The following is a 24978-nucleotide window of genomic DNA, read 5'->3' as shown; positions in this document are numbered from 1 at the left end:
CCGGGCCCCGGCTTCCCGGTCTGCCGTCCCTGCGCGGAGAGGGCGGGTGTGCCCCACGTTCGCCTTCGGCGGGCGCCGGTGAGCCGGTGGGAGAACCCGGCTCGCCGGGCGCCGTCGCGACTCCCGTGGAGTCGGGAGCCGCGGGAGAGGATGCGGAGCTGTCCCTCGGGCGGTCAGCGACGCCGCAGCGACGGGTCGAGCAGTGCGGGCGGAGTGTCGAACTTCTCGTGTGGGGCGAGGTCGGTGCCGGGGGCGACGATCGTGTCGATCGCGTCGAGCACGTCGGCGGAGAGCACGGTGTCGGCGGCCGCGAGTTGCGAGTGCAGGTGGTCCAGCGTGCGGGGACCGATGATCGCGCTGGTCACGGCGGGGTGCGCGGTCACGAATCCGAGCGCGAGCTGGATCATCGTCAGGCCGGCCTCGTCGGCGACGCCGGCCAACCGCTCGACGGCGTCGAGCCTGGCCCGGTTGGACGGAACGGCGGTGTCGAAGCGCTCCGGCATGAACGTCGAGCGGTGGGTGGCGATCTCCCGGCCCTCACGGATCGCTCCCGACAGCCAGCCCGAGGCCAACGGGCTCCACACCAGCACGCCGAGCCCGTACTCCTCGGTCACGGGGAGCACGTGGCTCTCGATCCCGCGTTGCAGGATCGAGTAGCTGGGCTGCTCGGTGACGTACCGGCTCAGGTGATGCTCGCGGGCGGCCCACTGCGCCTGCACGATGCGGTACGCGGGGAAGGTCGAGGAGCCGAAGTAGCGGATCTTCCCCGCGCGCTGGAGGTCGGTCAGAGCCGACAACGTCTCCTCGTCGCCGGTGCTCGGGTCCCACCGGTGGATCTGGTAGAGATCGACGTGGTCCACGCCGAGGCGGCGCAGGCTGTCGTCCAGCGCGGTGACCAGCCAGCGGCGCGAGCTGCCCCGATGGTTGCGCTCGTCGCCCATGGGCATGGTCGCCTTCGTGGCCAGCACGATGTCGTCGCGGCGGCCGGCGATGGCTTTGCCGACCATCTCTTCCGACACACCGCCGCTGTACATGTCTGCGGTGTCGATGAGGTTGATCCCGCCATCGAGGGCGGCGTCGACGATGGCGGTGGCCTCGTCCTGGGTGGTGCGTCCGATCGCGCCGAAGTTCATCGCGCCGAGCGCGAGGGAGCTGACCTGCACACCGGTGCGGCCCAAGGTGCGGTACTGCATGACTGTCTCCTCCGTTGCGGGTGAAGTGCGGTGGCGACGCGTGGTTGGTCGCCGGTCCCCTGCTCTGGCATCATGGACAAACGGGACCGTGTCCCGTTTGAAGATACGGAACATTGTCCCGTTTAGCAATCTCGATGGTGGGGGGAAGGCGCGGTGAACGACGGCGACCGTGGCGCGGGGCATGCGGCCCGGCCCAAACGGGCGGACGCCCGGCGCAACAAGGAGACTCTGCTCGACGCGGCGGCCGCGATCTTCGTGACGTCGGGCGTGGACGCGCCGGTACGCGAAATCGCGGCCAAGGCCGGCGTCGGGACGGCCACGATCTACCGCCACTTCCCGACGCGGGCGGATCTCGTCATCGCGGTCTACCGGCACCAGGTCGAGGCCTGCGCCGAGGCCGGTCCGGCGCTGCTGGCGACCAGCGCGACTCCTTACGCCGCGCTGGGGCGATGGATCGACCTCTTCGTCGACTTCCTGGTCACCAAGCACGGACTCGCCGCCGCGCTGCGGTCCGACGACGCCGGCTTCGACGCGCTGCACGCCTACTTCCTCGACCGCCTCGTGCCCGTGTGCGCCGAGTTGCTCGACGCCGCGGCCGGTTCCGGCGAGATCCGGTCCGGCCTGGAGGCGTACGAGCTCATGCGCGGTGTCGGGAACCTCTGCATGGACAACGATTCCCGCTACGACGCGCGTCGACTGGTCGAGATCCTCATCGCGGGACTCCGCCGGCCGCACTGACGATCGCCGGGTACCGGATCGCGGCCGGGCACCCCGGCCGCGATCCGTACCCGGCGACGCGACCGGGTCATGGGCGGTGACGGCCCGGCGCCCCGTCAGCGTTTCCCGGGGGCATACCAGATCCTGCCGCGCAGGTCGGTTCCCCTGATCACCTGGACGCGCCACGGCTCCAGCCTCAGGAGGTGCAACTTCGGATCGCCGGGCCCGCCGCGCCAGAAGGCGCCCAGGTCGTACCCGGCCCCCTTCGGGCTCGTACGCCGGTAGAGCTCCCACACGTGGCGCTTGGCCTCGAGGTCGTCGACCCAGGTGGCGACGGCGTCGATGCTCACCGCGTTCTGGCGCGGCGTCCAGTAGGAGAACGTGGTGTGCGGGTTGCCCGCCAGATGAGCGGCCTTGACCGGTGTCCTGTAGGTGGCGAGCCAGCCGAGCGGGCCGTCGTCGAGGGTCTCCCAGACCGGGATCAACACTCGCGCGCGGGGCCGTCCCTTCGTGTCGACGGTGGTCATGGTGGCGTACACGATGTCGCCGATGTAGGTCTCGAACTGGCTCTTGATCTGCGTGAACGACGTCGCGTGAGCGGCCAACGTCCTCTCCTTCCGGTACAGGCTCCGCTCAGACGGCGGCCGGGGCGGACTCGGCCGGGGCGCCCTGCGCCGGCCCCGACGGCGCGCCGGAGGCGCGGAGGCCGAACGCGATGACGGCCGCACCCAGCGCCGCCGCCGCCACCGGGACGACGAGCGCGGTCCGCAGCGCGCCCAGCCCCGACCCGGCGGCGACGCTGACGGCGGTGACGGCCGACAGCCCGAGCGCCGTGCCGAACTGCATGGCCGTGTAGAGCAGGCCGCCCGCCAGGCCCTGCTCGTCCTCGTCGACGCCCTCGGTCGCGGCCATGGTCAGCGGACCGTAGGCCAGCGAGAAGGCCAGACCGAGCAGGAGAAGCGCCGGAAGCATGGCGGTGTAGGTCCAGTCCATCCCGACGGGCAGGAACAGCGCGTACGCGACCGCCGCGAGCACGACGCCGCCGAACAGCACCCGGGTGTTGCCGAAGCGGTTCACCAGGCGCGGCGTCAGCGTGGGCGCGAGCACCGTGTCGACGCCGATGACCAGCATGGCCAGGCCGGTCTGCATCGTGTTCCAACCGCGCAGCTCCTGGAAGTACAGGGTGGCCAAGAACTGGAAGCCCGCGAACGCGACCAGGAACAGCAGCGCCGCCACGTTGACGCGCACGAGCGGCGCCGCGCGCAGGACGCCCAGCCGCACGAGCGGCGACGACGACCGGGACTCGATCACGACGAGCAGCCCCAGCAGCGCCAGTCCCGCGACGAACACGCCGGCGGTCAGGCCGGGGCCGTCACCGGGGTGCTCCAGCCGGACCACTCCGTACGCCAGCAGCAGCATGGCCCCTGTGATGGCGAACGCCCCCGCCAGGTCGAAGTCGCCCGAGGTCCGCTCACCGCCCGTGTCGCGGACGAGGACCAGCGCGGCCGCCAGGATCAGCGCCGACAGGATGACCGGCGCGAAGAAGACCCACCGCCAGCCGAACGAGGCGAGCACGCCGCCCGCGACCAGGCCGAGCGAGAACCCGCCCGCCGCCGTCCCCGCGTACACGCCGAGCGCCTTCGTGCGCACCGGCCCCTCGGGGAAGTTGGACGTGACCAGCGCCAGCCCGGCGGGTGCCATGAACGCGGCCGCGACCCCCGTGACGAAGCGTGCGGCCAGCAGCATCCAGCCCTCGGTGGCGAAACCGCCGAGCCCGGAGAAGACCAGGAAGACGGCCAGCCACGACACGAACATCCGCCGATGCCCCAGCAGGTCGGCGGCGCGCCCGCCCAGCAGCATGAACCCGCCGTAGCCGAGCACGTAGGCGCTGACCACGCCGCTGAGCATTCCGGTGGACAGGTCCAGGTCGGCGCGGATCGACGGCAGCGCCACGTTCAGCATCGCCACGTCGATCCCCTCCAGGAAGATCGCGCCGCACAGGACCAGCAGCACGCCCCACGCGCGCCCTGTCATGCGGGCCGGGTGGCCGGCGGCGACGGATCCGCTGACGGAGTTGGACATCGGGATCTGACTCCCTCTCATCGGGGAACCGGTCCCGGGGCGGTTCCCCGAGTGCCTGCCGGTTCCCTCTTGTAACCGACAGCATCGTCAGGCACCATTGATCACCATGGAAGACGGCACTTTCGAGTCCCTCGGTTACTGCGGGGATACCGGCATCGACGACGACGTTCTCCAGTGGGACCAGCGCGCGGACTGCGAGGTGCGGCAGATCCTCGACCGCGTCGCCGACAAGTGGTCCCTCCTGGTGATCGCGCTGCTCGACAAGCGGAGCCTGCGCTTCACCGAGCTGCGCCGCGCGATCGACGGGGTCAGCCAGCGGATGCTGACCCGCACGCTGCGGCACCTGGAGCGCGACGGCCTGGTGAGCAGGACGGTGCATCCGACCGTCCCGCCGCGGGTGGACTACGAGCTGACGCCGATGGGCGTGACGCTGCACAGCACCATCCGCGCCCTGGTCGTCTGGACCGAGGAGCACCAGAACGCCATCGCCGCGGCGCGCGCCGCCTACGACAGGCGCGCGGCCGCCGAGCAGGAGGCCGCCGAACGGGACGAGGCCCAACGCCTGGCCGTCGCGCGCGCGGCCCTGCCGATCCGGAGCTGACCGCGACGGCCGCCCGCACCGCGCCCGCGCGGTGGAACCCGGGGGACGAAGTGGGGGCGGCGGCCGAAGCGGTCGCGATGACGGCCAGGCGGGTCCTGGCCGGGGCGAAGGGAGCGGGCCGATGACGACGATCGCCGAGGGGCCCGCAGGCCCATCCGGCGCTGGTCTGGGACGTGGCGATCGGGCGGTCCACCCTCGTCACCCACCACGTCAAGGCGAACCTGTTCTATCGCGGCCTCGCCTTCCGGCGGTTCCCCCTGATCGGCGACACTCTCCGTACGTCCCGGGCCGGCACTTCTCCGACGTCGCCGAGGGCGAGGCCTGGCGGGTGGGCGGGGGAGACGTGGTGTCCGCCGCCCCGGAGCTGGCCAGGCTCACCCTCAACATGGCGCAGGTGCATCACGACGCGGGTGCCGCCGGAGGCGCGCGGCTGGTGTACGGAGGGCACACCATCGGCCTCGCCCTGTCCCAGGCCGCCCGGGCCCTGCCCAATCTGGTCGCGGTCACGGCCTGGCACGGCTGCGCCCACGTGGGCCCGGTCCGCGAGGGCGACACGCTGGCCAGCGAGGTGGCGGTCGAGCGCCGCCGGGCGCTGCCCGGCGGCGGTGGGCTCGTCCATCTCCGCTCGCTGGTGAAGGCGGCGGACGGCGGCGAGCCGAGAGATGTGCTGGACTGGCGATTCGTCGCCGTCATGGCCTAGGGAGTGTCCGGCGTCTGCGAACCTTGGCCTGGATCCGCTCCCGGGGCTCCCGGGCGGAAGCCGTGGACCACCTGGTCACGTCGTGCGACAGGCCACCGGAAGCGCCTCCCGTACCCGGGGCGAGAGCGGCGCGCCGGTCAAAGGTCCAGCCCTCCTCTGCTGACGAGCTGGGACGCGATGACGTTGCGCTGGATCTCGTTGGTGCCCTCGCCGACGATCATGAGCGGGGCGTCGCGGAAGTAGCGTTCGACGTCGAACTCCGTCGAGTAGCCGTACCCGCCGTGGATCCGCACGGCGTTGAGCGCGATCTCCATCGCGGTCTCGGAGGCGAACAGCTTGGCCATCCCGGCCTCCATGTCGCAGCGCCGCCCGGTGTCGGCGCGTTCCGCCGCGTACAGCACGAGTTGCCGCGCGGCGGTGAGCTTGGTGGCCATGTCGGCGAGGTAGTTCCCGATCGACTGGTGCTTCCAGATCGGCTTGCCGAAGCTCTCACGCTCCTGGGCGTAGCGCAGCGCGTCCTCGAACGCGGCCCGGCCCACGCCCAGGGCGCGGGCGGCGACCTGGATGCGGCCGGTCTCCAGCCCCTTCATCATCTGCGCGAATCCCCGGCCCTCGACGCCGCCGAGGAGCGCGGAGGCGGGGGCGCGGTAGCCGTCGAAGGACAACTCGCAGCTCTCCACGCCCTTGTACCCGAGCTTGGGCAGGTCGCGGGAGACGGTGAGACCGGGCCCGTGCTCGACGAGCAGGATGCTCATGCCGGTGTGCGCCGGTTCGGCGGCCGGGTCGGTCTTGCAGAGCAGGGCGATGAGCCGGGAGCGGCGGGAGTTGGTGATCCAGGTCTTGGCTCCGTCGACGACGTACCGGTCGCCCTCGCGGCGGGCGACGGTGGTCATGGCCTGCAGGTCGGAGCCGCCGCCCGGCTCGGTGAGCGCCATCGTGGCGCGGATCTCGCCGGTGGCCATGCGGGGGAGATAGCGGCGCTTCTGCTCCTCGGTGCCGAAGGCCGCGATCAGCTTGGCGACCACGGTGTGCCCGCCCATCGCGCCCGCGAGGCTCATCCATCCCCGGGCGAGCTCCTCGGTGACCAGGACGTAGCAGGCCATGGAGACCCGCACGTCGCCGTACGGCTCGGGCACCGCGAGCCCGAAGACGCCGAGGCGCTTCATCTGCTCGATCAGCGCCTCGGGGTACTCGTCGGCGTGCTCCAGGTCGCGGGCCACGGGGCGGACCTCGCGGTCCACGAAGTCCCGGACCGTCGCCACGATCGCCCGCTCCTCCTCGCTCAGTGCTGCCACGTCGTCCTCCATCGGTGCCGCGAGGCCGCACGCCGCGGCCTTCCGTTCATTCCGGATGAGGACCGCCCCTCGGCGTCGGCGGCGCCTCCTCCGGTGGAGCGGTCCGGGGCGTGGTGTCCGGGGTGCCGGACACCACGCCCGCCATCATCGGTCTCGCGCGGGGTCGCCACTCGTCGATCCGCCCTCCGCGCATACGATCCCGGTGAATCGGCCGGCGAAAGGCAGAACCCGTGGACGATCTCACACAGGTACCGCCCGGGGTGGACCCCGGTATTCCCAGCGTCGCCCGCATGTACGACTACTACCTGGGCGGCACGGACAACTTCCCCGCCGAACGACGAGGTCGCCGCACAGATCGTCGCTCGGATTCGCGAGCGTCTGACTCCGGGCAGCCATCTCGTGCTCTCGCACATCTACCAGGGCGACGGCGACCAGGCGGCGGTCAGCGCCGGGCGGCGGGTCTACTCCACCACCACCTCCGGCGGCATCTCCGGTCGCGATCTTCCTCAGATCACCTCGTACTTCGCCGGGCTCGAGATCCTGGACCCCGGCATCGTCCCCGTACGGGCCTGGCGGCCCGAGGGGCGGAAGGACGGGCCCGTCGACCTCACCCGGCCCGGAATCCTCGGAGCCGTCGCCCGCATGGACTGACGGTCGGTGTGGTGCAGGCGCCGCCCGCGCCGCGCCACGGGAGGGTCCGCGGCCGCGGGCCGTCCAGACGGCGGATCTAGGCGGCGGGCCGGTCCGCGACCGGACGGCGTCGGCGGGCGGCGTCGGTGAGCACCGGCGGGCGCCAGGCGCCGTCCGGGCGGTAGACGTCGGTCCCCGGGGGCACGATCTCGTCGATCCGGTCGAGGACGGCGTCGTCGAGGGTGAGCGAGGCGCCCTTGAGCAGCGCGTCCAACTGGTCCATCGTCCGCGGCCCCGTGATCACCGAGGTGACGCCGGGATGCGCCACGGAGAAGGCCACGGCCAGCTCGGGCAGCGAGCAGCCGAGGCCGTCCGCGACCTCGACGAACTGCTCCACGATGTCCAGTTTGGTGGCGGTCAGGGGCAGCGAGGGGTCGAAGCGGGCCGGTGTCAGCGCCGCGCGGCCGGTGGTGAGGTCGACCGGCTGCCCCTTGCGATATCTGCCGGTCAGGAAGCCCGACGCCAGCGGGCCCCAGGTCAGCACCCCCATCCCCAGCCGCTGGCAGACCGGCAGCACGGACGTCTCGATGCCCCGGGCCAGCAGCGAGTACGGCGGCTGCTCGGTCCTGAAGCGCAGCAGACCGCGGCGCTCGGCGACGTGATGCGCCTCGACGATCTCCTCGGCCGGGAAGGTGGAGCAGCCGAAGGCGCGGATCTTGCCCTGGTGCACGAGGTCGCTCAGCGCGGAGAGCGTCTCCTCGATGTCGGTCGTGTGGTCGGGACGATGGACCTGGTAGAGGTCGATCCAGTCGGTCCGCAGGCGTCTGAGGCTCTCCTCGACCTCCCTGATGATCCAGCGCCGGGAGTTGCCGCCGCGGTTCGGGCCCTCGCCCATCGGGAAGTGCACCTTGGTGGCGAGCACGACGTCGTCACGGCGGCCGTGCAGCGCCTTTCCCACGATCTCCTCCGACTCGCCCGCCGAGTACATGTCGGCGGTGTCGACGAAGTTGATCCCCTGGTCGAGGGCGGCGTGGATGATGCGGACGCAGTCGTCGTGGTCGGGGTTGCCGACGGCGCCGAACATCATGGTCCCGAGGCAGTGGACGCTCACCTCGATGCCGGTGCCGCCGAGGACGCGGTAGCGCATGGTCATGCTCCCTTGGTGGTGGGGGTGATCACCCGGCGCACTCTAGGTTCTAGAGTCGGCTCTAGGGCAAGCCCCTATTCTGGAGTGCATGTCTGGGGCCGCGGAGGATCTGAGCATCGGACAGGTGGCCGAACGCACCGGTTTGAGCGTGCACACGCTGCGCTTCTACGAGCGTGAGGGCATCCTGGCCAACGCCGTACGGCGCGGGGCCGGCGGGCGCCGCCTCTACAGCGAGGACGACGTGGAGTGGCTGCGGCTCTGCGTCATCCTGCGTGCCTCCGGGATGCCGCTCCCCGCGATCCGTGCGTACACCGACCTCGTCAGGCAGGGGGCCGGCACCGAAAGGGAGCGGCTCGACCTGCTGCGCCGGCACCGGGAGGACGTGATCGCCCAGATCGACCGGCTGACCCGCTGCCTGGATCTGATCACCTTCAAGGTCGGCGTGTACGAAGACCACCTCGACCGCGGTCCCGCCGAGCACGTGTGCGGCGCGTCGTCCCCGCCGGAGCGGACGCCGCGGAATCAACGGGCGGCATCGGCCCAGTGAAGGCGGACCGCCGGCGGATCGGGAGCGGGAAGTGACTCCCCGGCCGGTGTGATCAGTACCAGCGCAGCGTCTCCCACACGCCGGGGGCGACGACGAAGACGATGGTCGGGATGAGTGACACGACCGCGCTGAACGGCCAGTAGCGCCGTGCCGGAAGCTTCGTGAGTCTCCGCACCGCGATGTTGACCGCCGCCCACAAGGCGAGGCACAGCCCGCCGATCCCGCCGAGGACGATCAGCCAGGGAAGGATGCCGTCGTTGTCGGTCGGTTCACGTTGTGTGAGCCCGACGGCGGCCAGCGGATAGTTGGCGAGGAAGATCCAGGTCAAGCTCAACGGGAGGGTCCCGAAGTATCCGAGCACCGTGTTGACGGCGAGTGGTGCCGCCCATGCCGTCCGAGAGGGACGCCCGTCGACGCCGTTCATGAGATGTCACACCCCCATGCCTCTGAGCAGGTTGGCGAGCCCTCCGTGGAACTCCTCATCGGCGTCGACGGCGCGGGCGTGCCGGGCGGTTTCGGCCATGTGGGGAAACTCGGCCGGCGGCAGGTCGGCGATGACGCCGGTGCCCTGGCCGGCCAGCGGTCCGAGGTGTTCGAGCTGGATCGCGCCGATGATGTAGGCGAGCAGGCCGCGCAGGGCGATGACCCGCTTCCGGCCGTCCAGGCCGGCTTCGGCGAGGATGCCGGCCACCGTCTCCGACCAGCGCAGCACGCTGACGGACCGATGCCGATGGGCGACGATCAGCGGGACGATCCACGGATGGGCGCCCACGATGTCGCGGACCCGGTCGACCATGGTCTCGATCCGCTCCTGCCAAGGCCGGTCCGCGGCGGGAGGCGTGGTGTCGACGGCGCCGAGGACGAGTTCGATGACGAGTTGTTCGAGTTCGCCCCGGTCGTCGACGTACCGGTAGAGCGCCATGGTGCTCATGCCGACCTGCTGGGCGACGGCGCGCATCGACAGCCCGGCGAGTCCGTCGCGGTCGATGACGGCGAGTGCGGCCGCGGCCAGTTGAGCGGGAGTGAGTGAACGCGGGCGAGGCATGACGGTTGACAGCGTACGGCATACACTTATGATCGTAGGCGTATGCCGTACACCTACGAATGAGGTTCCCGATGTGCGCGTTCCGAAGGGCGATGGAGCCCGGGTCGGCGGTCAGCGCCCGCCAGTTGACGGCGGTCTCCGGCGGGCCGGTCGCCATCCCGGACGATGAGCGGCTGATCCACCTGCAGTTCCGGCGGTTCGCGGGATGTCCGGTCTGCAACCTGCACCTGCGCTCCGTGGTGCGGCGGCACGACGAGATCGAGGCGGCGGGAGTCCGCGAGGTCGTGGTCTTCCACTCGTCCGCCGAAGAGCTGGCCGAGCACACCTCCGCCCTGCCGTTCGCCGTGATCGCCGATCCCGGCAAGCGGCTGTACGTCGAGTTCGGCGTGGAGTCGGCGCGCCGCTCGCTGCTCGACCCGCGCGTGTGGGGGCCGATCGTCGGCGCGGTCGCGCTGAGCGCGTGGGGGATCCTGCGCGGCCGGGAACGCGGCCCGGCGGCCAGGCCGCACGGCGGCCGGTTCGGGCTTCCCGCCGACTTCCTGATCGGCCGTGACGGGCGGGTGCTCGCCGCCAAGTACGGCGAGCACGCCTACGACCAGTGGAGCGTCGACGAACTGCTCGACCTGGCGTCCGGTTCGCCCTCGCGGCCCGGTCCTGCCAGGTCAGATGCCGCCAGATCCTCGGCGCCTGGATCGACAGGAAGTGCCGATATTTCGAATTCATAATTTATCCACGCAATAGATGCGGAATATGGATACTCGCGGCTTTACCCTCTCGGGTCATGCGTGTAATGCCCCGAGCGCTCGCGATCCTTGGGTGCGCCGGCGTGACCGCCGGCTCGATCGCCGCTCTGCCCCCGGCCCCCGCCCTCGCGGCGCAGGGCACCGTTGTCATCAGCCAGGTGTACGGCGGCGGCGGGAACTCCGGCGCCCCCCTCACCAACGACTACGTCGAACTCTTCAACCGCGGTGACGCCGCCGTCTCCCTGGAGGGCTGGTCGCTGCAGTACACCAGCGCCGCCGGGACCGGGAACTTCGCCGCCAACAAGACGTCCCTCACCGGAACCCTCGCCCCCGGCCAGTACCACCTGGTCCAACTCGCCGCGGGCACCACGCCCGGCGGCTCGCTGCCCCAGCCCGACGACGTCGGCACCAGCAACATGAGCGGCACGGCGGGCAAGGTGGCGCTGGTCCGCTCCGCCGACGGCCTGGCCTGCAACGGCTCCAGCGCCCCCTGCACCGACGACCAGATGGCGCTGCTCGCCGACCTCGTCGGCTACGGCTCGGCCAACTTCTACAAGGGCAGCCCCGCGCCCGCCCTCACCAACAGCACCGCCGCGATCCGCAAGAACGGCGGCTGCGCCGACACCGGCGACAACGGTGCCGACTTCGACGCCGCGGCCCCCGCCCCGCGCAACTCCGCCACGCCCCTGGCGCCGTGCGGGGGTGCCGAGCCGTCCCCGTCCGCTTCCCCCTCGGCTTCCCCGTCCGCGTCGCCCTCGGCTTCTCCGTCGGCGGAGCCGAGCCCCACGACGAGCCCCACGCCGGATGCCACCTGCGACACCCCGATCACGCACCGGATCGCGCAGGTGCAGGGGAGCGGCGACGTCAGCCCGGTCGCCGGTACGGACGTCCGGGTCGAGGGCATCGTCACCGGCGCCTACCAGGGGGCCGGCCAGTTCGACGGCTTCTACATCCAGGACTCCGAGCCGGACGGAGACCCGGCGACCTCCGAGGGCCTGTTCGTGTTCTCCACCTCACCGGTCACGGTGGGTGACCGGGTGCGGGTCTCCGGCAAGGCGATCGAGTTCAACGGCCTGACCGAGATCTCGCCGGCCACCGCCGTCAACGTCTGCGGGACCGGCGCCGTCAAGCCGACCGCGGTGAAGCTGCCGCTCAAGAAGGACATCACCCTCGAGCGCTACGAGGGCATGCTCGTCACCTTCAAGGGCGAACTGGCCGCGTCGGAGATCTACAACCTCGGCCGGTTCGGGGAGATCACCCTCGCGCAGGGCGGCCGGCTGTGGCAGCCGACCGACCGCAAGAACGTGGACACCGAGAAGGACGCGCGGCGGACGATCCTGCTCGACGACGGTTCCAACGTGCAGAACCCGCCGACCCTGCCGTACCACTCCCAGGGGTCGAACACGGTCCGGCTCGGCGACGAGGTCAAGAACCTGACCGGGGTGCTCACCTACGGCTTCGGGGCCTACCGGGTCCAGCCGACCCAGACCTTCGAGTTCCGGCCGGAGAACCCGCGCCCCGCCGGGCCGGAGAAGGTCGGCGGCGACGTCCGGGTGGCGAGCCTCAACACGCTCAACTGGTTCACCACGCTCAGGTCCCGGGGCGCGACCACGGCCGCCGAGCGCGACAGGCAGCTCGCCAAGCTGGTCGCCAACATCACGAGCCTGAACCCCGACGTGGCCGGGCTGATGGAGGTCGAGCGCAACTCCGACGTGGCGCTGAACGCCCTGGTGGACGCCCTCAACGCCAAGGTCGGCGCGGGCACCTACAAGGCGATCACCCACCCCAACCCGGGCACGGACGTGATCCAGACCGCGCTGATCTACAAGCCGGCCGCGGTCACCCCGGTCGGCGCGGCGCTGTCCTCCTCCGACCCGATCTTCAACCGGCCGCCGCTGGTCCAGACGTTCCGCAAGGCGAACGGGCGCGGCGAGAGCTTCACCGTGCTGGTCAACCACTTCAAGTCGAAGGGGTGCACCGACGTCGACGGTGACGCCACCGGTGCGGACGCCGACCAGGGCGACGGCCAGAGCTGCTACAACGCCAAGCGGGTCAAGCAGGCCCAGGCGCTGCTGGCCCTGATCGACGGCCACGGGCTGAAGAACACGCTCGTCGTCGGCGACATCAACGCGTACGGCGAGGAGGATCCGATCCACACGCTGGAGGCGGGCGGGCTGATCAGCCTGAGCAAGAAGTACGTCCCGGTGAAGGACCGCTACAGCTACGTCTTCGAGGGCCTCTCCGGCGAGCTCGACCACGCCCTGGCCGACAAGAAGCTGAGCAAACTCGTGACCGGCGCCACCATCTGGCACATCAACAGCGACGAGGGCCGGTTCATGGACTACAACACCGAGTTCAACCCGCCGTACCTGTACGCGCCGGACGCCTACCGCTCCTCCGACCACGACCCGCTGCTGATCGGGTTGGACCTCTGACGGAGCACTCCCCGGCATGAGGGCCGCGGGCCGTGGCACGGAAGCCCCGTGCCACGGCCCGTCCGCCTCACGGCCCATCCGCCTCATGGCCCGTCCGCCTCATGGCCCGTCCGCCTCACGGCCCGTCCGCCTCACGGCCCGTCCGCCTCACGGCCTGGCCGCCGGAGCGCACGCCCGCCGCGTCGCGCGGGCCGAGGGTGCGGGTCAGTCGCCCGTGACGAGCCAGCGCAGCATCGCCGGTGTGGCGGCGAAGTGCCCGGCGTGCCCGGCCTCGCCGTCCTCGATCAGGGTCGCCGCCGGGATGCGCGCGGCGAGCCAGCGGGCGTGGGAGACGGGGATGACGGTGTCCCGCGTGCCGTGCCATATCCGGACCGGCACGGTGATGCCGGCCGGATCGAACCCCCACGGCAGGCCGTACAGAGCGAGCTCGTCGTCGATCCAGCCGTCCGTGCCGGGCCGCACCGCCTCGGCGAACGCGGCGGCCAGCATCCGCTTGACCTCGGGCCGGGCGAGCACGGCCTGCTCGGCCGCGGGCATGAGCGTGGCGGGGCTCTCGGACTCCGCGTCCTCCTCGGCGAAATGCGCCACGAGCGCCTCGCGCCCGCGCAGGGCCGCCACCGACGTCTTGCGGTTGGCCTCCATCATCCCGGCCGTCCAGTCCAGGCCGCCGGCGTCGCACGGCGCGGGGCCGGCCAGGGTCGCCACCCGGGTGACCCGCTCGGGGAACCGGGCGGCGAACGCCAGCGCGTGCGGTCCCCCGCCGGACACGCCGAACAGCGGGAACCGGTCGATCCCCAGCTCGTCCGCGATCGTCGCGATGTCGTCGGCGGCGTCGTGGACGCGCCGCCCCGAGCGCGGACTGGACGCGCCGAACCCGGGCCGATCGTAGGTGACGAGCCGCACGCCCATCTCGGTGAACAGGGAGTCGTCGGGATATCGCGCCAACCGGCTCATCGGAGTGCCATGGGTATAAAGCACCGGAATCCCGTCCGGAACTCCCCATTCCTCCACAGCGAGCACACGACCGTCAGGCGTCTTCATTTCACGCATCCGCTCAAACTAGACAACCCGGCGGCACCCCGAGCAGCCATACGCCCCAGGCGTAACAGGGGCATCGGTGCGACGGCCGATCCTCGCGTTCCTCGACCGCCGTATATCGGCTATGTCGTAGAGATCGGTTTCCCAGTACCATTCCTGACGATCATCAGGGATAGACCGGTCCAATTCGGGTGAGGTCGTGTGTTCGGAATCATTCGCCCCTGCGGGGAGCACGGATGTCCGTCGCTGCGTGACGCGTGGCGGGCGCACCTGTGCGGGCTGTGCCTGACATTGCGCGACGGTCAGGGACACGGCGCCCGGCTGGCCACCAACTACGACACTCTGATCATCTCCGTGCTCACCGAGGCGCAGCTCCCGTCGGCCTCACCGCACCGGACCGCGCTCCCGTGCGCGCTGCGCGGGTTCCGCTCCGCCGACGTGGTCGACGCCCGGGCGCAGGGGGCGCGACTGGCGGCCGCGGTGTCGCTCGTGCTGGCCGCGGGCAGACTCCGCGACCAGGTGGCCGACGGCGACGGCGCCGCCGTGTCCGCTCCGGCCCGCAGGCGGCTCGCGGCCCGTTGGGAGGCGGGCGGGGCCCGGCTGGGGGCCGAGGTCGGGTTCGACACCGCCGTGCTGGCGTCGACCGTCGACCGGCAACTCGAAGCCGAGCGCCTGGCCTCCTGCCCGGCCGACGCCGGCGGGACCGCACGGCGGCCGGTCACGCTGCTCGACCTGACCCGCCCCGCGGAGGAGGCCGTCGCGGCGGCGTTCGCCCACACGGCGGTGCTCGCCGGACGGCCGGGCAACGTCGAGGCGCTGTCCGAGGCGGGCCGGTTCTTCGGCAGGATCGCCCACCTGCTGGACGCGGTCGAGGACCAGGACGAGGACGCCGCGCGCGGAGCGTTCAACCCGCTCACCGCCACGGGCACCGGCCTGGAGGAGACACGGCGGCTCTGCGACGACGCCGCGCACGGTCTCGCCCTGGCGCTGCGTGACATGGACCTCGCCGAGCGGCACCTGGCGCGGACGCTACTCGAAACCGAGGTACGGCGGGCGGTGGAGCGCACCTTCGACGGCCGCTCCGCCGCGGCCTCGTACGAACGGCCCGGCTGGATCCGCAAGTCGCTGGCCGGTGTGGGGACCTTCTTCACCTGCGGGACGTGGCGGCCCCGATGGAGCGTGAAGAGGGGCCGCCCGTGCGAGCAGCGCTGCTACCTGGGCGACGGGAACTGCTGTTCCGCCTGCGGCGACTGCTGCAGCGGCTGCGCCGACTGCTGCAGCTGCTGTGGCAGGTGCTCCGCGTGCTGCGACTGAGGCTCCCGCCTCTCCACGGCTGAGCGGCGACGCCCGGTCCGACCGGCTGCCCGGGCGACACCGATCTGCGCGGATCCCGACCGATTCACATATCGGTACAGGCCATCTATATTCAGGGCAACTTGATCGCATTCGGGGGCATCTACAGGGGGATCCCCACATGAATCGTTCTCGGGGCCGCGTCGTTTTCCGTGCCGCGTCCGCGCTTGTCCTCGCCCTCGCCGTGGGCGTGTGCGCCCGCCCGGCCGATGCCGTGGCGAGCGCGGACGCCGCCGGAAACGCCGGCATCCCGGCCGGGAAGATCAGGGTCGGCATCGCGTACGGCATCGGGGGCCGCGGCGACCAGGCGCTCAACGACAGCGCGGCGGCGGGCCTCGACCGAGCCGTGCGGAAGCTGGGGCTCGGCGCGAGCGGGGAACGGGAGGCGAGCGTCGGCGACAGCGAGGCGGACCTGGCGGCCCTCCTCCGCGAGCTCGCGCGCGGCGGTCACAACCCCGTCATCGCGGTCGGCTTCTCCTACGAGTCGGTGGTGGCGAAGGTCGCGGAGGAATATCCCCGTACGACCTTCGCGATCGTGGACGACGTGTCGCCGTCGCGGGCGAACGTCTCCAACCTGGTCTTCGCGGAGAACGAGGCCGCCTTCCTGGCCGGCGCGGCCGCCGCGCTGAAGTCGCAGACCCGCCACATCGGCTTCCTGGGCGGCGTCAAGGCGCCGCTGATCCAGAAGTATCAGGCGGGGTTCGAGGCGGGCGCCAGGGCGGTCGACCCGGACATCCGGGTGGACACGCGCTACATCTCCCAGCCTCCGGACTTCAGCGGCTTCAACAGCCCGGAGCGGGGCAGGGCGAAGGCGCGCGCCCTGTTCGAGGCGGGCGCCGACGTGGTGTTCCACGCCGCGGAGGGCTCGGGCCGCGGCGTCTTCACGGCCGCCAAGGCGGCGGGCGGCATGGCCATCGGGTGCGACTTCGACCAGGCCAGGAGCGCCGACGCCGGGGTGCGCGACGTCATCCTCACCTCGGTCGTGAAGAGGGCCGACGTCGCGGTCCACGACTTCCTCAAGCGGTTCCTCCGCAAGAAGACGAGGCCCGGCCTCACCGTGTACGGGTTGAAGGCCGGGGGCGTGGGCTACGTCACCACGGGCGGGCGGGTCGACGACATCAGGGCCACGCTCGACGCGTTCGCCAGGAAGATCGCGAAGGGCGAGATCAGGGTGCCGGCGAAGGTCTCCTGACCGTATCCGCCTCACGCGCCGGTGACGGGACGGAGCCGGCGCAACCGCCGCGGTGTTCGTGACGACGATCGGAGCATGGCCATGTCCAGCGAGTTCCAACGCAACAAGATCGCCAACGTGTCCGACGAGAACGGCGACGACCTGATCTCGGCCGAGGAGTACCACCGGCTCATCGAGGTGTGGAACGGGTTCCCGATCGACACCGGCGCGACCTTCTCGCTGCTCGACCTGGACGGCGACGGATACCTGACCAAGGAGGAGTTCACCCTGCTGTGGACGCAGTTCTGGGCGGGAGACGACCCGGACGACCCCGGCACCTGGAGGTCTCCCGTCAGGTCGGCGCGCAGCCGCGTGATCTCCTGGCGCATCAGTTCCGCCGCGTCAGTCGCGAGCCGGCTCGCGGGGTCTTCCTCGGCGCCCGGCGGTTTGTCATGGTTCGTCATGTTCGCCTCTCCCTTCGCCGGTGACCGCGGGGCGGCCGGGTCTCCGTGCCCTCGCACCCGGCATGCCAGCCCGGCTACCCGCGACGCGGCGCCCCTTTCGGCCGGTACGGCAAAGACTCAACAGCCTCCGCGGCATGGGCGTGACTCGGCACCGACGCCCGTGTCCGCTCGAAGGTCGCGTCGGGATCGCCGGTGCCGGAGACGGTCGCCGGGGGTCAGCGCTCGTCGACGACCTGGCCGTTCAGGGCGGTGCCGTCCTTGGTGAGGGCCATGGTCAGCGGCGCCTCCGGGAAGGTGGGGAGCGCGGCGAGCGCGGCGCCCATCTGCTCGCCGGTCTCCCAGTGCCAGCTGTCGGTGTAGGTGCCGTCCTCGAGCCGGACCAGCACGACGTGGGTGAGCCCGGGGTGCCCTTCGCGGACGGTCGCGATCAGCGAGGTCCGGCGGGCGAGGAACTCCTCCAGGTCGGCGTCGGCGACGGAGTAGCGGTGTGTGCGGACGGCGGACATGTCCGTGTCTCCTTCTGTGCGTGTTCTGTGCGCGGGGGCGGGGCCTACCAGCTGCCGGCGATCTGCCGGATCGGGGCGTTCAGGCGGTTGAAGAGGTTGGTGACTGCGGTCATCAGCAGGATGGAGGCGAGCTGCTGCTCGTCGAAGTGGTCGGCGGCGTTGTCCCAGATCTCGTCGGAGACGGCGTCGGCGCGGTCGGCCAGCCGGGTCGACGCCTCCGCCAGCTCCAGCGCGGCCCGCTCGGCGTCGGTGTAGTACGGGGTCTCGCGCCAGGCGGCGACCAGGCCGATGCGCTCGTCGCTCTCGCCGAGCTTGCGCAGGTTCTTCAGGCCGGTGTCGACGCAGAAGCTGCAGCCGTTGATCTGGCTGACCCGCAGGTGGATCATCTCCATGAGCTCCTGGGGGAGACCCTGCGACTGGGCGGCCTTCATCAGCTCCATGATCGGCTTCATGGCCGCGGGGATGAGCGTGGCGGGGTTCTTCATCCGGGCTTCCATCGTGTTCCCTTCGTCGTGGTTCGGGTGAGATCAGAGTGGCTGCCCGGATTGATACATTCGCTATGGGCGCACGATGCGATGGTGATGGGGGGACGATGCTGCGCTTCACGCTTCTCGGCCCCGTCCAGATGACCGTCGACGGCGCGCCCCTGGCGGGCGTCGCCCCACGTCACCGGGCTGTCCTGGCCTACCTCCTGCTCAACGCCGGCCGGGTGATCGGCATCGAGCGGCTGGTCGACGCGATGTGGGGCCATGACCGGCCCGACACCGCCCGCTCGCAGATCCATGCCTCGATCACCGCGATCCGCAAGGTGCTGCGCGCCGCGGGAGCCGTAGGGCTCCTCGAGACGCGTGCCGGCGGATACGTCGCGCGGCCGGAGCCCGGGCAGGTCGACGCGCAGGAGTTCACCGAGCTGGCAGCCGCCGGCGAGCTGCGCGAGGCCCTGGACCTGTGGAGCGGCGAGATGCTGGCGGACGTGCGCGCTCATTACGTCGCCGGCGTCCGGGAGCTCTGGAACGACCGGCGCCTGTCCGCCTACGAGCGCATGGTCGAGGGCGAGCTCGCCGCCGGGCGGCACGGCGACCTGCTCGACGAGCTCGCCGCCCAGGTGGCCGCCAACCCGCTCCGCGAGAAGCTCAACGGCCACCTCGTCCTGGCCCTGCACCGGGCGGGGCGGCAGGCCGACGCCCTGGCCGCGGCGCGTTCTTATCGAACGGCTCTCGCGGACGAACAGGGCCTCGACCCGGGACACGCCTTCACCGAGCTGGAGCGGGCGGTCCTGGCGGACGACCCGGCCCTGCGCCCGGCGGCCGACGCGGCACCGGCGTCCTCCGGCCCGCCACGCCGCTCCACCTTCCTGCCGTACGACATCCCCGATTTCTCCGGACGGACCGCCGAGCTGGAGCGGCTCGCGGGCGAGCACCACGGGGCGGCGGTCGTCACGATCGACGGCATGGCCGGGATCGGCAAGACCACGCTCGCCGTCCACGCGGCCCACCGGCTGGCCGCCCGCTATCCGGACGGACGGCTCTTCATCGACCTGCGGGCCCACACCGCGGGCCGGGAGCCGGTCGACGCCGCCGCCGCGCTGGAGGCCCTCCTCCGCCAGCTCGGGGTGCCCGCCGACCGCATCCCGGTCACACCGGTCGAGCGGAGCGCCCTCTGGCGCGCCGAGCTGGCCGATCGCCGCGTGCTCGTCGTGCTGGACAACGCCCTCGACGCCGGGCACGTGCGCCCCCTGCTGCCGGGGCGCTCCGACACCCTCGTCCTGGTCACCAGCAGGCGGCGGCTGGTCGACCTTGACGGCGCCCACGCGCTGTCGGTCGACGTGCTTGGCGAGGAGGACGCCGCCGAGCTGTTCGAGCGGATCGTGGGCGAACGCGCGCACCACGAGCCGGACGCCGTACGCGAGGTGCTGCGGCTGTGCGGGCGCCTCCCGCTCGCCATCCGGATCTCCGCCGCCCGCCTCCAGCACCGCCCGCGCTGGACCGTGTCCTATCTGGCGGGCCGGCTGCGGGACCATCGCCGGCTCCTGGACGAGGTGTCGGCGGCCTTCACCCTCTCCTACGAGCAACTCCACGAGGCGGAGCAGCGCATGTTCCGCCTGCTGGGGCTGGTGCCCGGGCGCGACATCGACGCGTGCGGCGCGGCCGCGCTGGCCGGGATCTCGGAGGACGAGGCGGAGGAGCTCCTGGAGAGCCTCCTCGACGCCCACATGCTCCTGCAGCTCGAACCGGGCCGGTACACCTTCCACGACCTGCTCCGCGAGCACGCGCGCTCGATCGCCGAGGACGACGGAGCCGTCATGCGGCTGCTCGCCTACTACCTGCACCGCTCCCGCGCGGCGATGGACCGGCTCTACCCGCACAGCGTCGGTCAGCGGGAGGGCATCCCCCAGCCGGCCGCCCCGATCGCGCCCATCCGCGACGCCGCGGAGGCGATCGCCTGGCTCGACGCCGAGCGCTCCAACATCATCGCGACCGCCGTCCACGGGCCCGAGATCTGCCTCGGCCTCCTCGCTCTGGCGATGCGCCCCTACCTGGACGGGCAGGCGCACCACGACGACGCGCTCACGCTGCACACCCTGGCGCTCCAGCGCAGCCGCAAGCTCGGCGATCGGGCCGTCCAGGCGCGAGCGCTCACCGACCTGGCGTGGACCTACTGGCGGCTCGGCGAGTACGAGCGAGCGGAGGAGCACGCGCACCGGGCCCTCGACGCGTGTGAGGAGGCCGGCGAGCGGGCGCGGGCACTGCTCACCCTGGGGAACGTGGCCCTGCGCCGCCGCCGGGACACCCAGGCGGAGCAGTACCTCAGGCAGGCGCTCGACCTCACCCGGATCGGCGCCGACACCTGGGGCGAGGCCCACGTGCTCGGCATCCTCGCCCTCGTCCTCGACCGGGCCGGCCGTCCGGAGGAGGCCCGGCGCCATCTCGACCTGGCGCTGGCGCTCCACCGGAAGGTGGGCAACCCGTCCGGAGAGGCGGTGATCCTCAACCACCTCGGCGTCGTCCTGCGGCACCAGGGCGAGCTCGCCCAGGCGCGTGTCCGCCACGAGCAGGCCGCGGCTCTCTACCGCGCGCTCGGCAACACCACCGACGAGGCGGCCGCGCTCAACGGGCTGGCCGAGGCGGCGGGCGACCCGGCTCGGGCGGTCGAGGAGCACACGGCCGCGCTCGCGCTCGCCGATCTGACGCGCAACCGGCCGGAGCGGGCGCGCGCGCACGACGGGCTGGCGCGCGCCCACCTCGCGCTCGGGCACTCAGAGCGGGCGTGTGAGCATGGGCGGCTGGCTCTCGGCCTTTACGGCGAGCTCGGCGTCCCGGAGGCCGAGGAGGTCCGCGCCTTCCTGGAACATGCCGGAGAGTCGGCATCGAGCCCGTGAGGCCATGGCCGTCCCGTCCCAAGACAGCTCCGGCCGCCTCGGCGGCAGTTCCGGCGCCCGTGTCGACCGCTCTGTCGTCGGCGAGGCCGTGATCGGACCACCGCCGGCCGTCACCCCAGGAACCGCCGCGCGCCACGCAGTTCGGTCCGGAGCCGCCGTTGAGTCATGGCGCAGTCCAGGCGCACATCGATCGGGCCGGGCAGGCCGCTGTCCGCTCGCCGGCCGGAAGGCAGGAGTCCGCCATCGAGACCGTCGCGCCGGGCGATGAGCAGCCCGAGCTCGTAGCGGCTCACGGCATCGGCTCCGGCGACGTGGTGGATGCCGCGATACTCGGACGCGGCGAGCTCCAGGAGCGCCGCGGCGAGATCGGCGACGTGGACGGGGCACCGCACATCGTCCGTGAACAGCGCTCCACTCGACCCGCCGGTGGCGAGTGAACGCACCAGGGCCTCCTGCGGGGAGTCCCCGTCGCCGATGATGAGCGATGTCCGGGCGACGACCGCAGCGGGCGAGATCGCGCCCACCGCCGTCTCGGCGGCCGCCTTGGCCGCGCCGTACGGCGTGATCGGGTCCGGGACGCAGGTCTCGTCATAGTGGACGGCGGCACCGGAGAAGACCGCGTCGCTCGACACATGCACCAGACGCCCGCCTGCCCGGGAGACGGCGAGAGCCACGTTGGCGGCGCCGACCGCCGTCGTCGTCCAATCGGCTTGGCGGTACGCGGCGTTGACGACCAGCTCCGGGCGCACCGCGTCGATCAACGCGTGAACGTCCTCTCGCCTGCGCAGATCGAGCGGCGACCAGGTGACGCCTGGAGTCTCGCCCGGGCGGGTCAGATAGGTCGCGGCGACCTCGTGTCCTCCCGCCCGGCATTGCCGGACGAGCTCCCTGCCGAGAAGGCCGCTGCCGCCGACGATGAGGGTCCTCACAACCGGTCACGCGACTCCGGCTCGCCGTCCCCGGCCGCCGTACGGCGTAGCGTGATCAGGATGTGGCCGGTCTCCTCTTCCGCTCCCCGTCCGATCTCTTCGAAGCCCATACGACTGTAGAAGCCGCGGCCTCGGCTGTTGCCCTCGTACACGTCCAGCGTCACCGTGCCGTGCAACGCCGCCGCGTGCTCCACCAGAGCACGGCCGATGCCCCGCCCCTGCGCCTCGGGAGCGACGAACAGGCCGCCGATCTCCGATCCGAGCAACCCGAGCAGGCCGACGACGCCTTGCGGCGCACCGGCGGCTTCTCCCTGACATTCGGCGACCCAGTTGTCCGCCTTGACCAGGTACTCCTCGCGCAGCCGCCGCGCCCGCTCGCCTTCCCCCTCGCCCTCGACGAACGGGTGCGCGATTTTCGCGGCGCGTGACCACAGATCGACGACCGCGGCCTCGTCGGTGGGCCGATAGCGACGGATGATCAACTTTTCGTCCATCCGGGTGATGCTAGGAAACGGAGCCGTCCTGGGCAATCGATTTCCGGGCCGGCTGCCTCGCTGTTCGGTGGGAGCGGTCCCGATCGAGCGTGCTCCGACCGGGACCGCCGCATCGAGGGACCTTCAACGTCCGATGAGGCCGAGGGCGGCGTCGACGATGGAGCCGGTGTCGATGCCGTGGAGCGCGTAGGCGTCGGGCAGGTCGCTCGACTGGCCGAACTCCGTCGGTCCGAGGCACCGGATCCGGTCGCCGCGCGCACCGGCGAGGAACGCCAGGGTGTGCGGGTGGCCGTCCAGGACGGTGACCAGGGGCGCGGGATACTCGGCGGGGAACAGGAGATCGACGATGCCGCTGCCGTCGCCCGAGGTGAGCCGGCCGCGGGCCTGCATGGAGCGGAAGACCAGGTCGGGGCTGGTGAGGCAGACGACGCCGGCCGTGATCCCCTGCTCGGCGAGCAACTCGGCGGCGCCCGCGACCTCGGGCATGATCGCCCCGACGCCGACGAGCGTGACCCGCTCGTCGGCCGGGTCGTGATCGGTGATCCGGTAGCCGCCCGCGATGGCCTGCCGGCGGCGGCGTTCGAGCAGCGGCCCGTCCGCGGGCACCCGCGCGAGATCCTGGTCCAGCGGCCGGGTCGAGAGGCGGAAGTAGGACGAGGTGCCGCCGGGCACCCCCACCTTCTTCATCGCCTCCAGCAGGCACCACTCCAGGTCCTGCCCGAACGCCGGCTCCCACGCGACGCAGCCGGGCTGCTCCAGCCCGATCGACGGCGTGGTGATCGACTGGTGCGCCCCGCCCTCGGGGGCCAGGGTCACCCCCGACGGAGTGCCCACGAGGATCGACTGGCCGCCGGCGTAGATGCCGTACGACCACGGTTCCAGCGCGCGCGAGACGAACGGGTCGTAGATCGTGCCGATCGGGATGAGCCGCTGACCCCAGCGGCTCCAGGTCGCGCCCAGCTCGCCCAGCAGCCCCACCAGGTTGACCTCGGCGATGCCGAGTTCGATGTGCTGCCCGTCGCTGACCTCGGACCACTTCAGCAGCCGTTCGGGATCGTCGGCGAACCAGTCCCGGCGCTCCCTGATCGACCAGACGCCGGTCTTGTTGATCCAGCCGCCGAGGTTGGTCGACGACGCGACGTCGGGGCTGCAGGTGACCACCCGGGCGGCGACCTCGGGCGCCTCGCGGGTGAGGTCGGCGAGCAGCCGGCCGAGGGTCGCCTGGGTCGAGGCGGGCGCCCGGTGCCTGCGGCCGAGCGAGGGCGGAACGCTCGCCGGTTCGCCGTACGCGACGGGGGAGCGTCTGAGCCGCTCGCCCCGGTGCGCGCACAGCTCGGCCGCCGCCGAGCCGGGCTCGAACGGACGCCACGGGTCGGCCGGGTCGGCGCCGCACGCCTGGGCCAGCGAGAGCATCTGCGCCTGGGTCAGCAGAGCCGAGTGGTTGTTCGGGTGGCCCTCGGTCGGCAGCCCGCGGCCCTTCACCGTGTACGCGAACACGACGGTGGGGCGGTCGGTGTCGACGCCGCGGTAGGTGTCCAGTAGCAGCCCGAGGTCGTGCCCGCCGAGGTCGCGGAGCGCCTCCGCCAGCCGCGGGGCGGGGATGCCCGCGACCAGATCGCGCAGCGCCCGCCCGGCCGAGTCGCCGAGGATCCGGCCGGGCACCTCGGAGACGTCCGCCCGCAGGAGCCGCTGGTACTCCTCGTTCGGCATGTCCTCAAGGCGTCGTCGCAGCTCGTCGCCGCCCGGACGGGAGAAGATCTCGGAGATCGTCCGGCCCCACTTGAGGACGACGACCTGCCAGCCGGCGGCCTCGAACATGCCCCGCAGGCGGTGGATCTGCACGTCGGGCACCACCCGGTCGAGCGACTGGCGGTTGAGGTCGACCACCCACAGCAGCTCGCCGAGCCCGGCGACCGACGGGTCCGCGACGGCTTCCCAGATCGCGCCCTCGTCGAGTTCGGCGTCGCCGATCAGGCTGATGAAGCGACCGGCCGGGGGCGTGGCGCCGAACCGCGAGCGCAGGTAGCGGTGGGAGAGCGCCGCCCACACCGGCGCGGTGGCGCCGATGCCCACCGAGCCGGTGGAGAAGTCGACGGTGCCGGGGTCCTTCAGCCGGCTCGGGTAGCTCTGCAGGCCGCCCTTCCGGCGCAGCGTCGGCAGGTACTTCGCGTCCAGGTCGCCGAGCAGGTAGTTGATCGCGTGCAGCACCGGGGACGCGTGCGGCTTCACCGACACGCGGTCGAGGGCGGTCAGCTCGTGGAACCACAGCGACACCATGATGTCGACCATCGACGCCGAGGAGGCCTGGTGCCCGCCGACCTTGATGCCGGTGTCGTTCGGCCGGCCCCGGTTGGCCGCGTCGACGATCGACGTGGCGAGCCAGAGGACGCGGCGCGAGATCTCGCGCAGGGTCGCGACGTCGTACGGCCGGCCGCCCCGGGCCGCGTGGCCGGGCCCGGACGAAACCGCCTCGGGGAAGGTTCTCGTGTTGTCGTACATGGGGGAGGAG

Annotated in this window: 24 protein-coding genes and 1 pseudogene; 12 read left to right on the top strand and 13 right to left on the bottom strand. The window is 72.0% G+C overall.

Annotated elements, in window-relative coordinates:
• Positions 1–173: 173 nt before the first annotated feature.
• Positions 174–1193 carry an aldo/keto reductase gene (locus tag AWQ70_RS00655; RefSeq protein WP_067168677.1) on the bottom strand — a complete coding sequence of 340 codons (1020 nt, stop codon included), beginning with the start codon at positions 1191–1193 and terminating at the stop codon, positions 174–176.
• A gap of 153 nt (positions 1194–1346) precedes the next feature.
• On the opposite strand from AWQ70_RS00655, the gene AWQ70_RS00650 reads away from it, so the two are divergent.
• Complete coding sequence (locus AWQ70_RS00650; protein ID WP_067168675.1) at positions 1347–1931, top strand: TetR/AcrR family transcriptional regulator; 585 nt, start codon at positions 1347–1349, stop codon at positions 1929–1931.
• Between the two features lie 95 nt (positions 1932–2026).
• Here AWQ70_RS00650 and AWQ70_RS00645 read toward each other — a convergent pair whose 3' ends face one another.
• Complete coding sequence (locus AWQ70_RS00645) at positions 2027–2515, bottom strand: pyridoxamine 5'-phosphate oxidase family protein (RefSeq protein ID WP_067168673.1); 489 nt, start codon at positions 2513–2515, stop codon at positions 2027–2029.
• A 28-nt stretch (positions 2516–2543) separates the two neighbouring features.
• On the bottom strand, positions 2544–3992 hold the full coding sequence (locus AWQ70_RS00640) for an MFS transporter (RefSeq protein ID WP_245646605.1): 1449 nt from the start codon (positions 3990–3992) through the stop codon (positions 2544–2546).
• 106 nt (positions 3993–4098) lie between these two features.
• Here AWQ70_RS00640 and AWQ70_RS00635 point away from each other — a divergent pair, with 106 nt between their 5' ends.
• Positions 4099–4593 carry a winged helix-turn-helix transcriptional regulator gene (locus AWQ70_RS00635; RefSeq protein ID WP_067168671.1) on the top strand — a complete coding sequence of 165 codons (495 nt, stop codon included), beginning with the start codon at positions 4099–4101 and terminating at the stop codon, positions 4591–4593.
• A gap of 346 nt (positions 4594–4939) precedes the next feature.
• On the top strand, positions 4940–5293 hold the full coding sequence (locus tag AWQ70_RS40910; protein WP_245646604.1) for a hotdog family protein: 354 nt from the start codon (positions 4940–4942) through the stop codon (positions 5291–5293).
• A 137-nt stretch (positions 5294–5430) separates the two neighbouring features.
• Here the strand turns inward: AWQ70_RS40910 and AWQ70_RS00625 are convergent, their stop codons facing one another.
• A complete protein-coding gene (locus tag AWQ70_RS00625) occupies positions 5431–6600 on the bottom strand; it encodes an acyl-CoA dehydrogenase family protein (RefSeq protein WP_067168667.1) in 1170 nt (389 codons plus the stop codon).
• Between the two features lie 278 nt (positions 6601–6878).
• Here AWQ70_RS00625 and AWQ70_RS42325 point away from each other — a divergent pair.
• Both AWQ70_RS42325 and AWQ70_RS40900 read left to right on the top strand, forming a co-directional pair.
• Positions 6879–6923 (top strand): annotated as a pseudogene (locus AWQ70_RS42325) (hypothetical protein); the annotation flags it as partial.
• Between the two features lie 64 nt (positions 6924–6987).
• The gene (locus tag AWQ70_RS40900) at positions 6988–7239 is read left to right on the top strand and encodes an SAM-dependent methyltransferase (RefSeq protein WP_067168665.1); all 252 of its coding nucleotides are present in this window, start codon (positions 6988–6990) and stop codon (positions 7237–7239) included.
• A 76-nt stretch (positions 7240–7315) separates the two neighbouring features.
• Here the strand turns inward: AWQ70_RS40900 and AWQ70_RS00615 are convergent, their stop codons facing one another.
• Positions 7316–8365 carry an aldo/keto reductase gene (locus AWQ70_RS00615; RefSeq protein ID WP_067168994.1) on the bottom strand — a complete coding sequence of 350 codons (1050 nt, stop codon included), beginning with the start codon at positions 8363–8365 and terminating at the stop codon, positions 7316–7318.
• An 88-nt stretch (positions 8366–8453) separates the two neighbouring features.
• Between AWQ70_RS00615 and AWQ70_RS00610 the strand changes: the two genes are divergently transcribed.
• On the top strand, positions 8454–8912 hold the full coding sequence (locus tag AWQ70_RS00610; RefSeq protein ID WP_067168663.1) for a MerR family transcriptional regulator: 459 nt from the start codon (positions 8454–8456) through the stop codon (positions 8910–8912).
• 52 nt (positions 8913–8964) lie between these two features.
• On the opposite strand, the gene AWQ70_RS00605 is transcribed toward AWQ70_RS00610, so the two are convergent.
• Together AWQ70_RS00605 and AWQ70_RS00600 are read right to left on the bottom strand one after the other, a co-directional pair.
• Positions 8965–9336: a hypothetical protein gene (locus tag AWQ70_RS00605; protein WP_067168661.1), complete on the bottom strand. Its 372-nt coding sequence runs from the start codon at positions 9334–9336 to the stop codon at positions 8965–8967.
• Between the two features lie 6 nt (positions 9337–9342).
• Positions 9343–9957, bottom strand: coding sequence for a TetR/AcrR family transcriptional regulator (locus AWQ70_RS00600; protein ID WP_067168659.1), 615 nt, complete (start codon positions 9955–9957; stop codon positions 9343–9345).
• Positions 9958–10028: 71 nt separating this feature from the next.
• Here AWQ70_RS00600 and AWQ70_RS00595 point away from each other — a divergent pair, with 71 nt between their 5' ends.
• Together AWQ70_RS00595 and AWQ70_RS00590 are read left to right on the top strand one after the other, a co-directional pair.
• A complete protein-coding gene (locus AWQ70_RS00595) occupies positions 10029–10682 on the top strand; it encodes a peroxiredoxin-like family protein (RefSeq protein ID WP_084516390.1) in 654 nt (217 codons plus the stop codon).
• Positions 10683–10738: 56 nt separating this feature from the next.
• The gene (locus AWQ70_RS00590; RefSeq protein WP_067168655.1) at positions 10739–13135 is read left to right on the top strand and encodes an ExeM/NucH family extracellular endonuclease; all 2397 of its coding nucleotides are present in this window, start codon (positions 10739–10741) and stop codon (positions 13133–13135) included.
• A gap of 204 nt (positions 13136–13339) precedes the next feature.
• On the opposite strand, the gene AWQ70_RS00585 is transcribed toward AWQ70_RS00590, so the two are convergent.
• Positions 13340–14176, bottom strand: a complete 837-nt coding sequence (locus AWQ70_RS00585; protein ID WP_281196813.1) for an alpha/beta fold hydrolase — start codon at positions 14174–14176, stop codon at positions 13340–13342.
• A 198-nt stretch (positions 14177–14374) separates the two neighbouring features.
• On the opposite strand from AWQ70_RS00585, the gene AWQ70_RS00580 reads away from it, so the two are divergent.
• From AWQ70_RS00580 to AWQ70_RS38490, 3 genes are all read left to right on the top strand, one after another.
• Positions 14375–15487: a DUF5685 family protein gene (locus tag AWQ70_RS00580; RefSeq protein ID WP_084516388.1), complete on the top strand. Its 1113-nt coding sequence runs from the start codon at positions 14375–14377 to the stop codon at positions 15485–15487.
• A gap of 160 nt (positions 15488–15647) precedes the next feature.
• On the top strand, positions 15648–16718 hold the full coding sequence (locus AWQ70_RS00575) for a BMP family lipoprotein (protein WP_067168651.1): 1071 nt from the start codon (positions 15648–15650) through the stop codon (positions 16716–16718).
• Between the two features lie 75 nt (positions 16719–16793).
• Entirely contained in the window at positions 16794–17426 is a 633-nt protein-coding gene (locus AWQ70_RS38490) for an EF-hand domain-containing protein (protein WP_157529821.1), read from the top strand.
• Here the strand turns inward: AWQ70_RS38490 and AWQ70_RS00565 are convergent.
• Together AWQ70_RS00565 and AWQ70_RS00560 are read right to left on the bottom strand one after the other, a co-directional pair.
• Positions 17377–17667: a hypothetical protein gene (locus AWQ70_RS00565; protein WP_067168647.1), complete on the bottom strand. Its 291-nt coding sequence runs from the start codon at positions 17665–17667 to the stop codon at positions 17377–17379. The two genes, AWQ70_RS38490 and AWQ70_RS00565, sit on opposite strands and share 50 nt — an antisense overlap.
• Before the next feature lie 44 nt (positions 17668–17711).
• The gene (locus AWQ70_RS00560) at positions 17712–18152 is read right to left on the bottom strand and encodes a carboxymuconolactone decarboxylase family protein (protein ID WP_245646599.1); all 441 of its coding nucleotides are present in this window, start codon (positions 18150–18152) and stop codon (positions 17712–17714) included.
• 107 nt (positions 18153–18259) lie between these two features.
• Between AWQ70_RS00560 and AWQ70_RS00555 the strand changes: the two genes are divergently transcribed.
• Positions 18260–21046: an AfsR/SARP family transcriptional regulator gene (locus AWQ70_RS00555; protein ID WP_067168642.1), complete on the top strand. Its 2787-nt coding sequence runs from the start codon at positions 18260–18262 to the stop codon at positions 21044–21046.
• A 110-nt stretch (positions 21047–21156) separates the two neighbouring features.
• On the opposite strand, the gene AWQ70_RS00550 is transcribed toward AWQ70_RS00555, so the two are convergent.
• The 3 genes from AWQ70_RS00550 to AWQ70_RS00540 form a co-directional block, all read right to left on the bottom strand.
• Positions 21157–21975, bottom strand: coding sequence for an SDR family oxidoreductase (locus AWQ70_RS00550; RefSeq protein WP_067168640.1), 819 nt, complete (start codon positions 21973–21975; stop codon positions 21157–21159).
• Complete coding sequence (locus AWQ70_RS00545) at positions 21972–22469, bottom strand: GNAT family N-acetyltransferase (protein WP_067168639.1); 498 nt, start codon at positions 22467–22469, stop codon at positions 21972–21974. The genes AWQ70_RS00550 and AWQ70_RS00545 overlap by 4 nt, the downstream gene beginning before the upstream one ends.
• A 123-nt stretch (positions 22470–22592) precedes the next feature.
• A complete protein-coding gene (locus tag AWQ70_RS00540) occupies positions 22593–24968 on the bottom strand; it encodes a thiamine pyrophosphate-binding protein (RefSeq protein WP_084516387.1) in 2376 nt (791 codons plus the stop codon).
• Positions 24969–24978 lie beyond the last annotated feature (10 nt).

This window comes from Microtetraspora niveoalba, from assembly GCF_001570405.1.
Classification (GTDB): domain Bacteria; phylum Actinomycetota; class Actinomycetes; order Streptosporangiales; family Streptosporangiaceae; genus Microtetraspora; species Microtetraspora niveoalba.
This window is presented reverse-complemented; position numbering and strand designations above follow the sequence as displayed.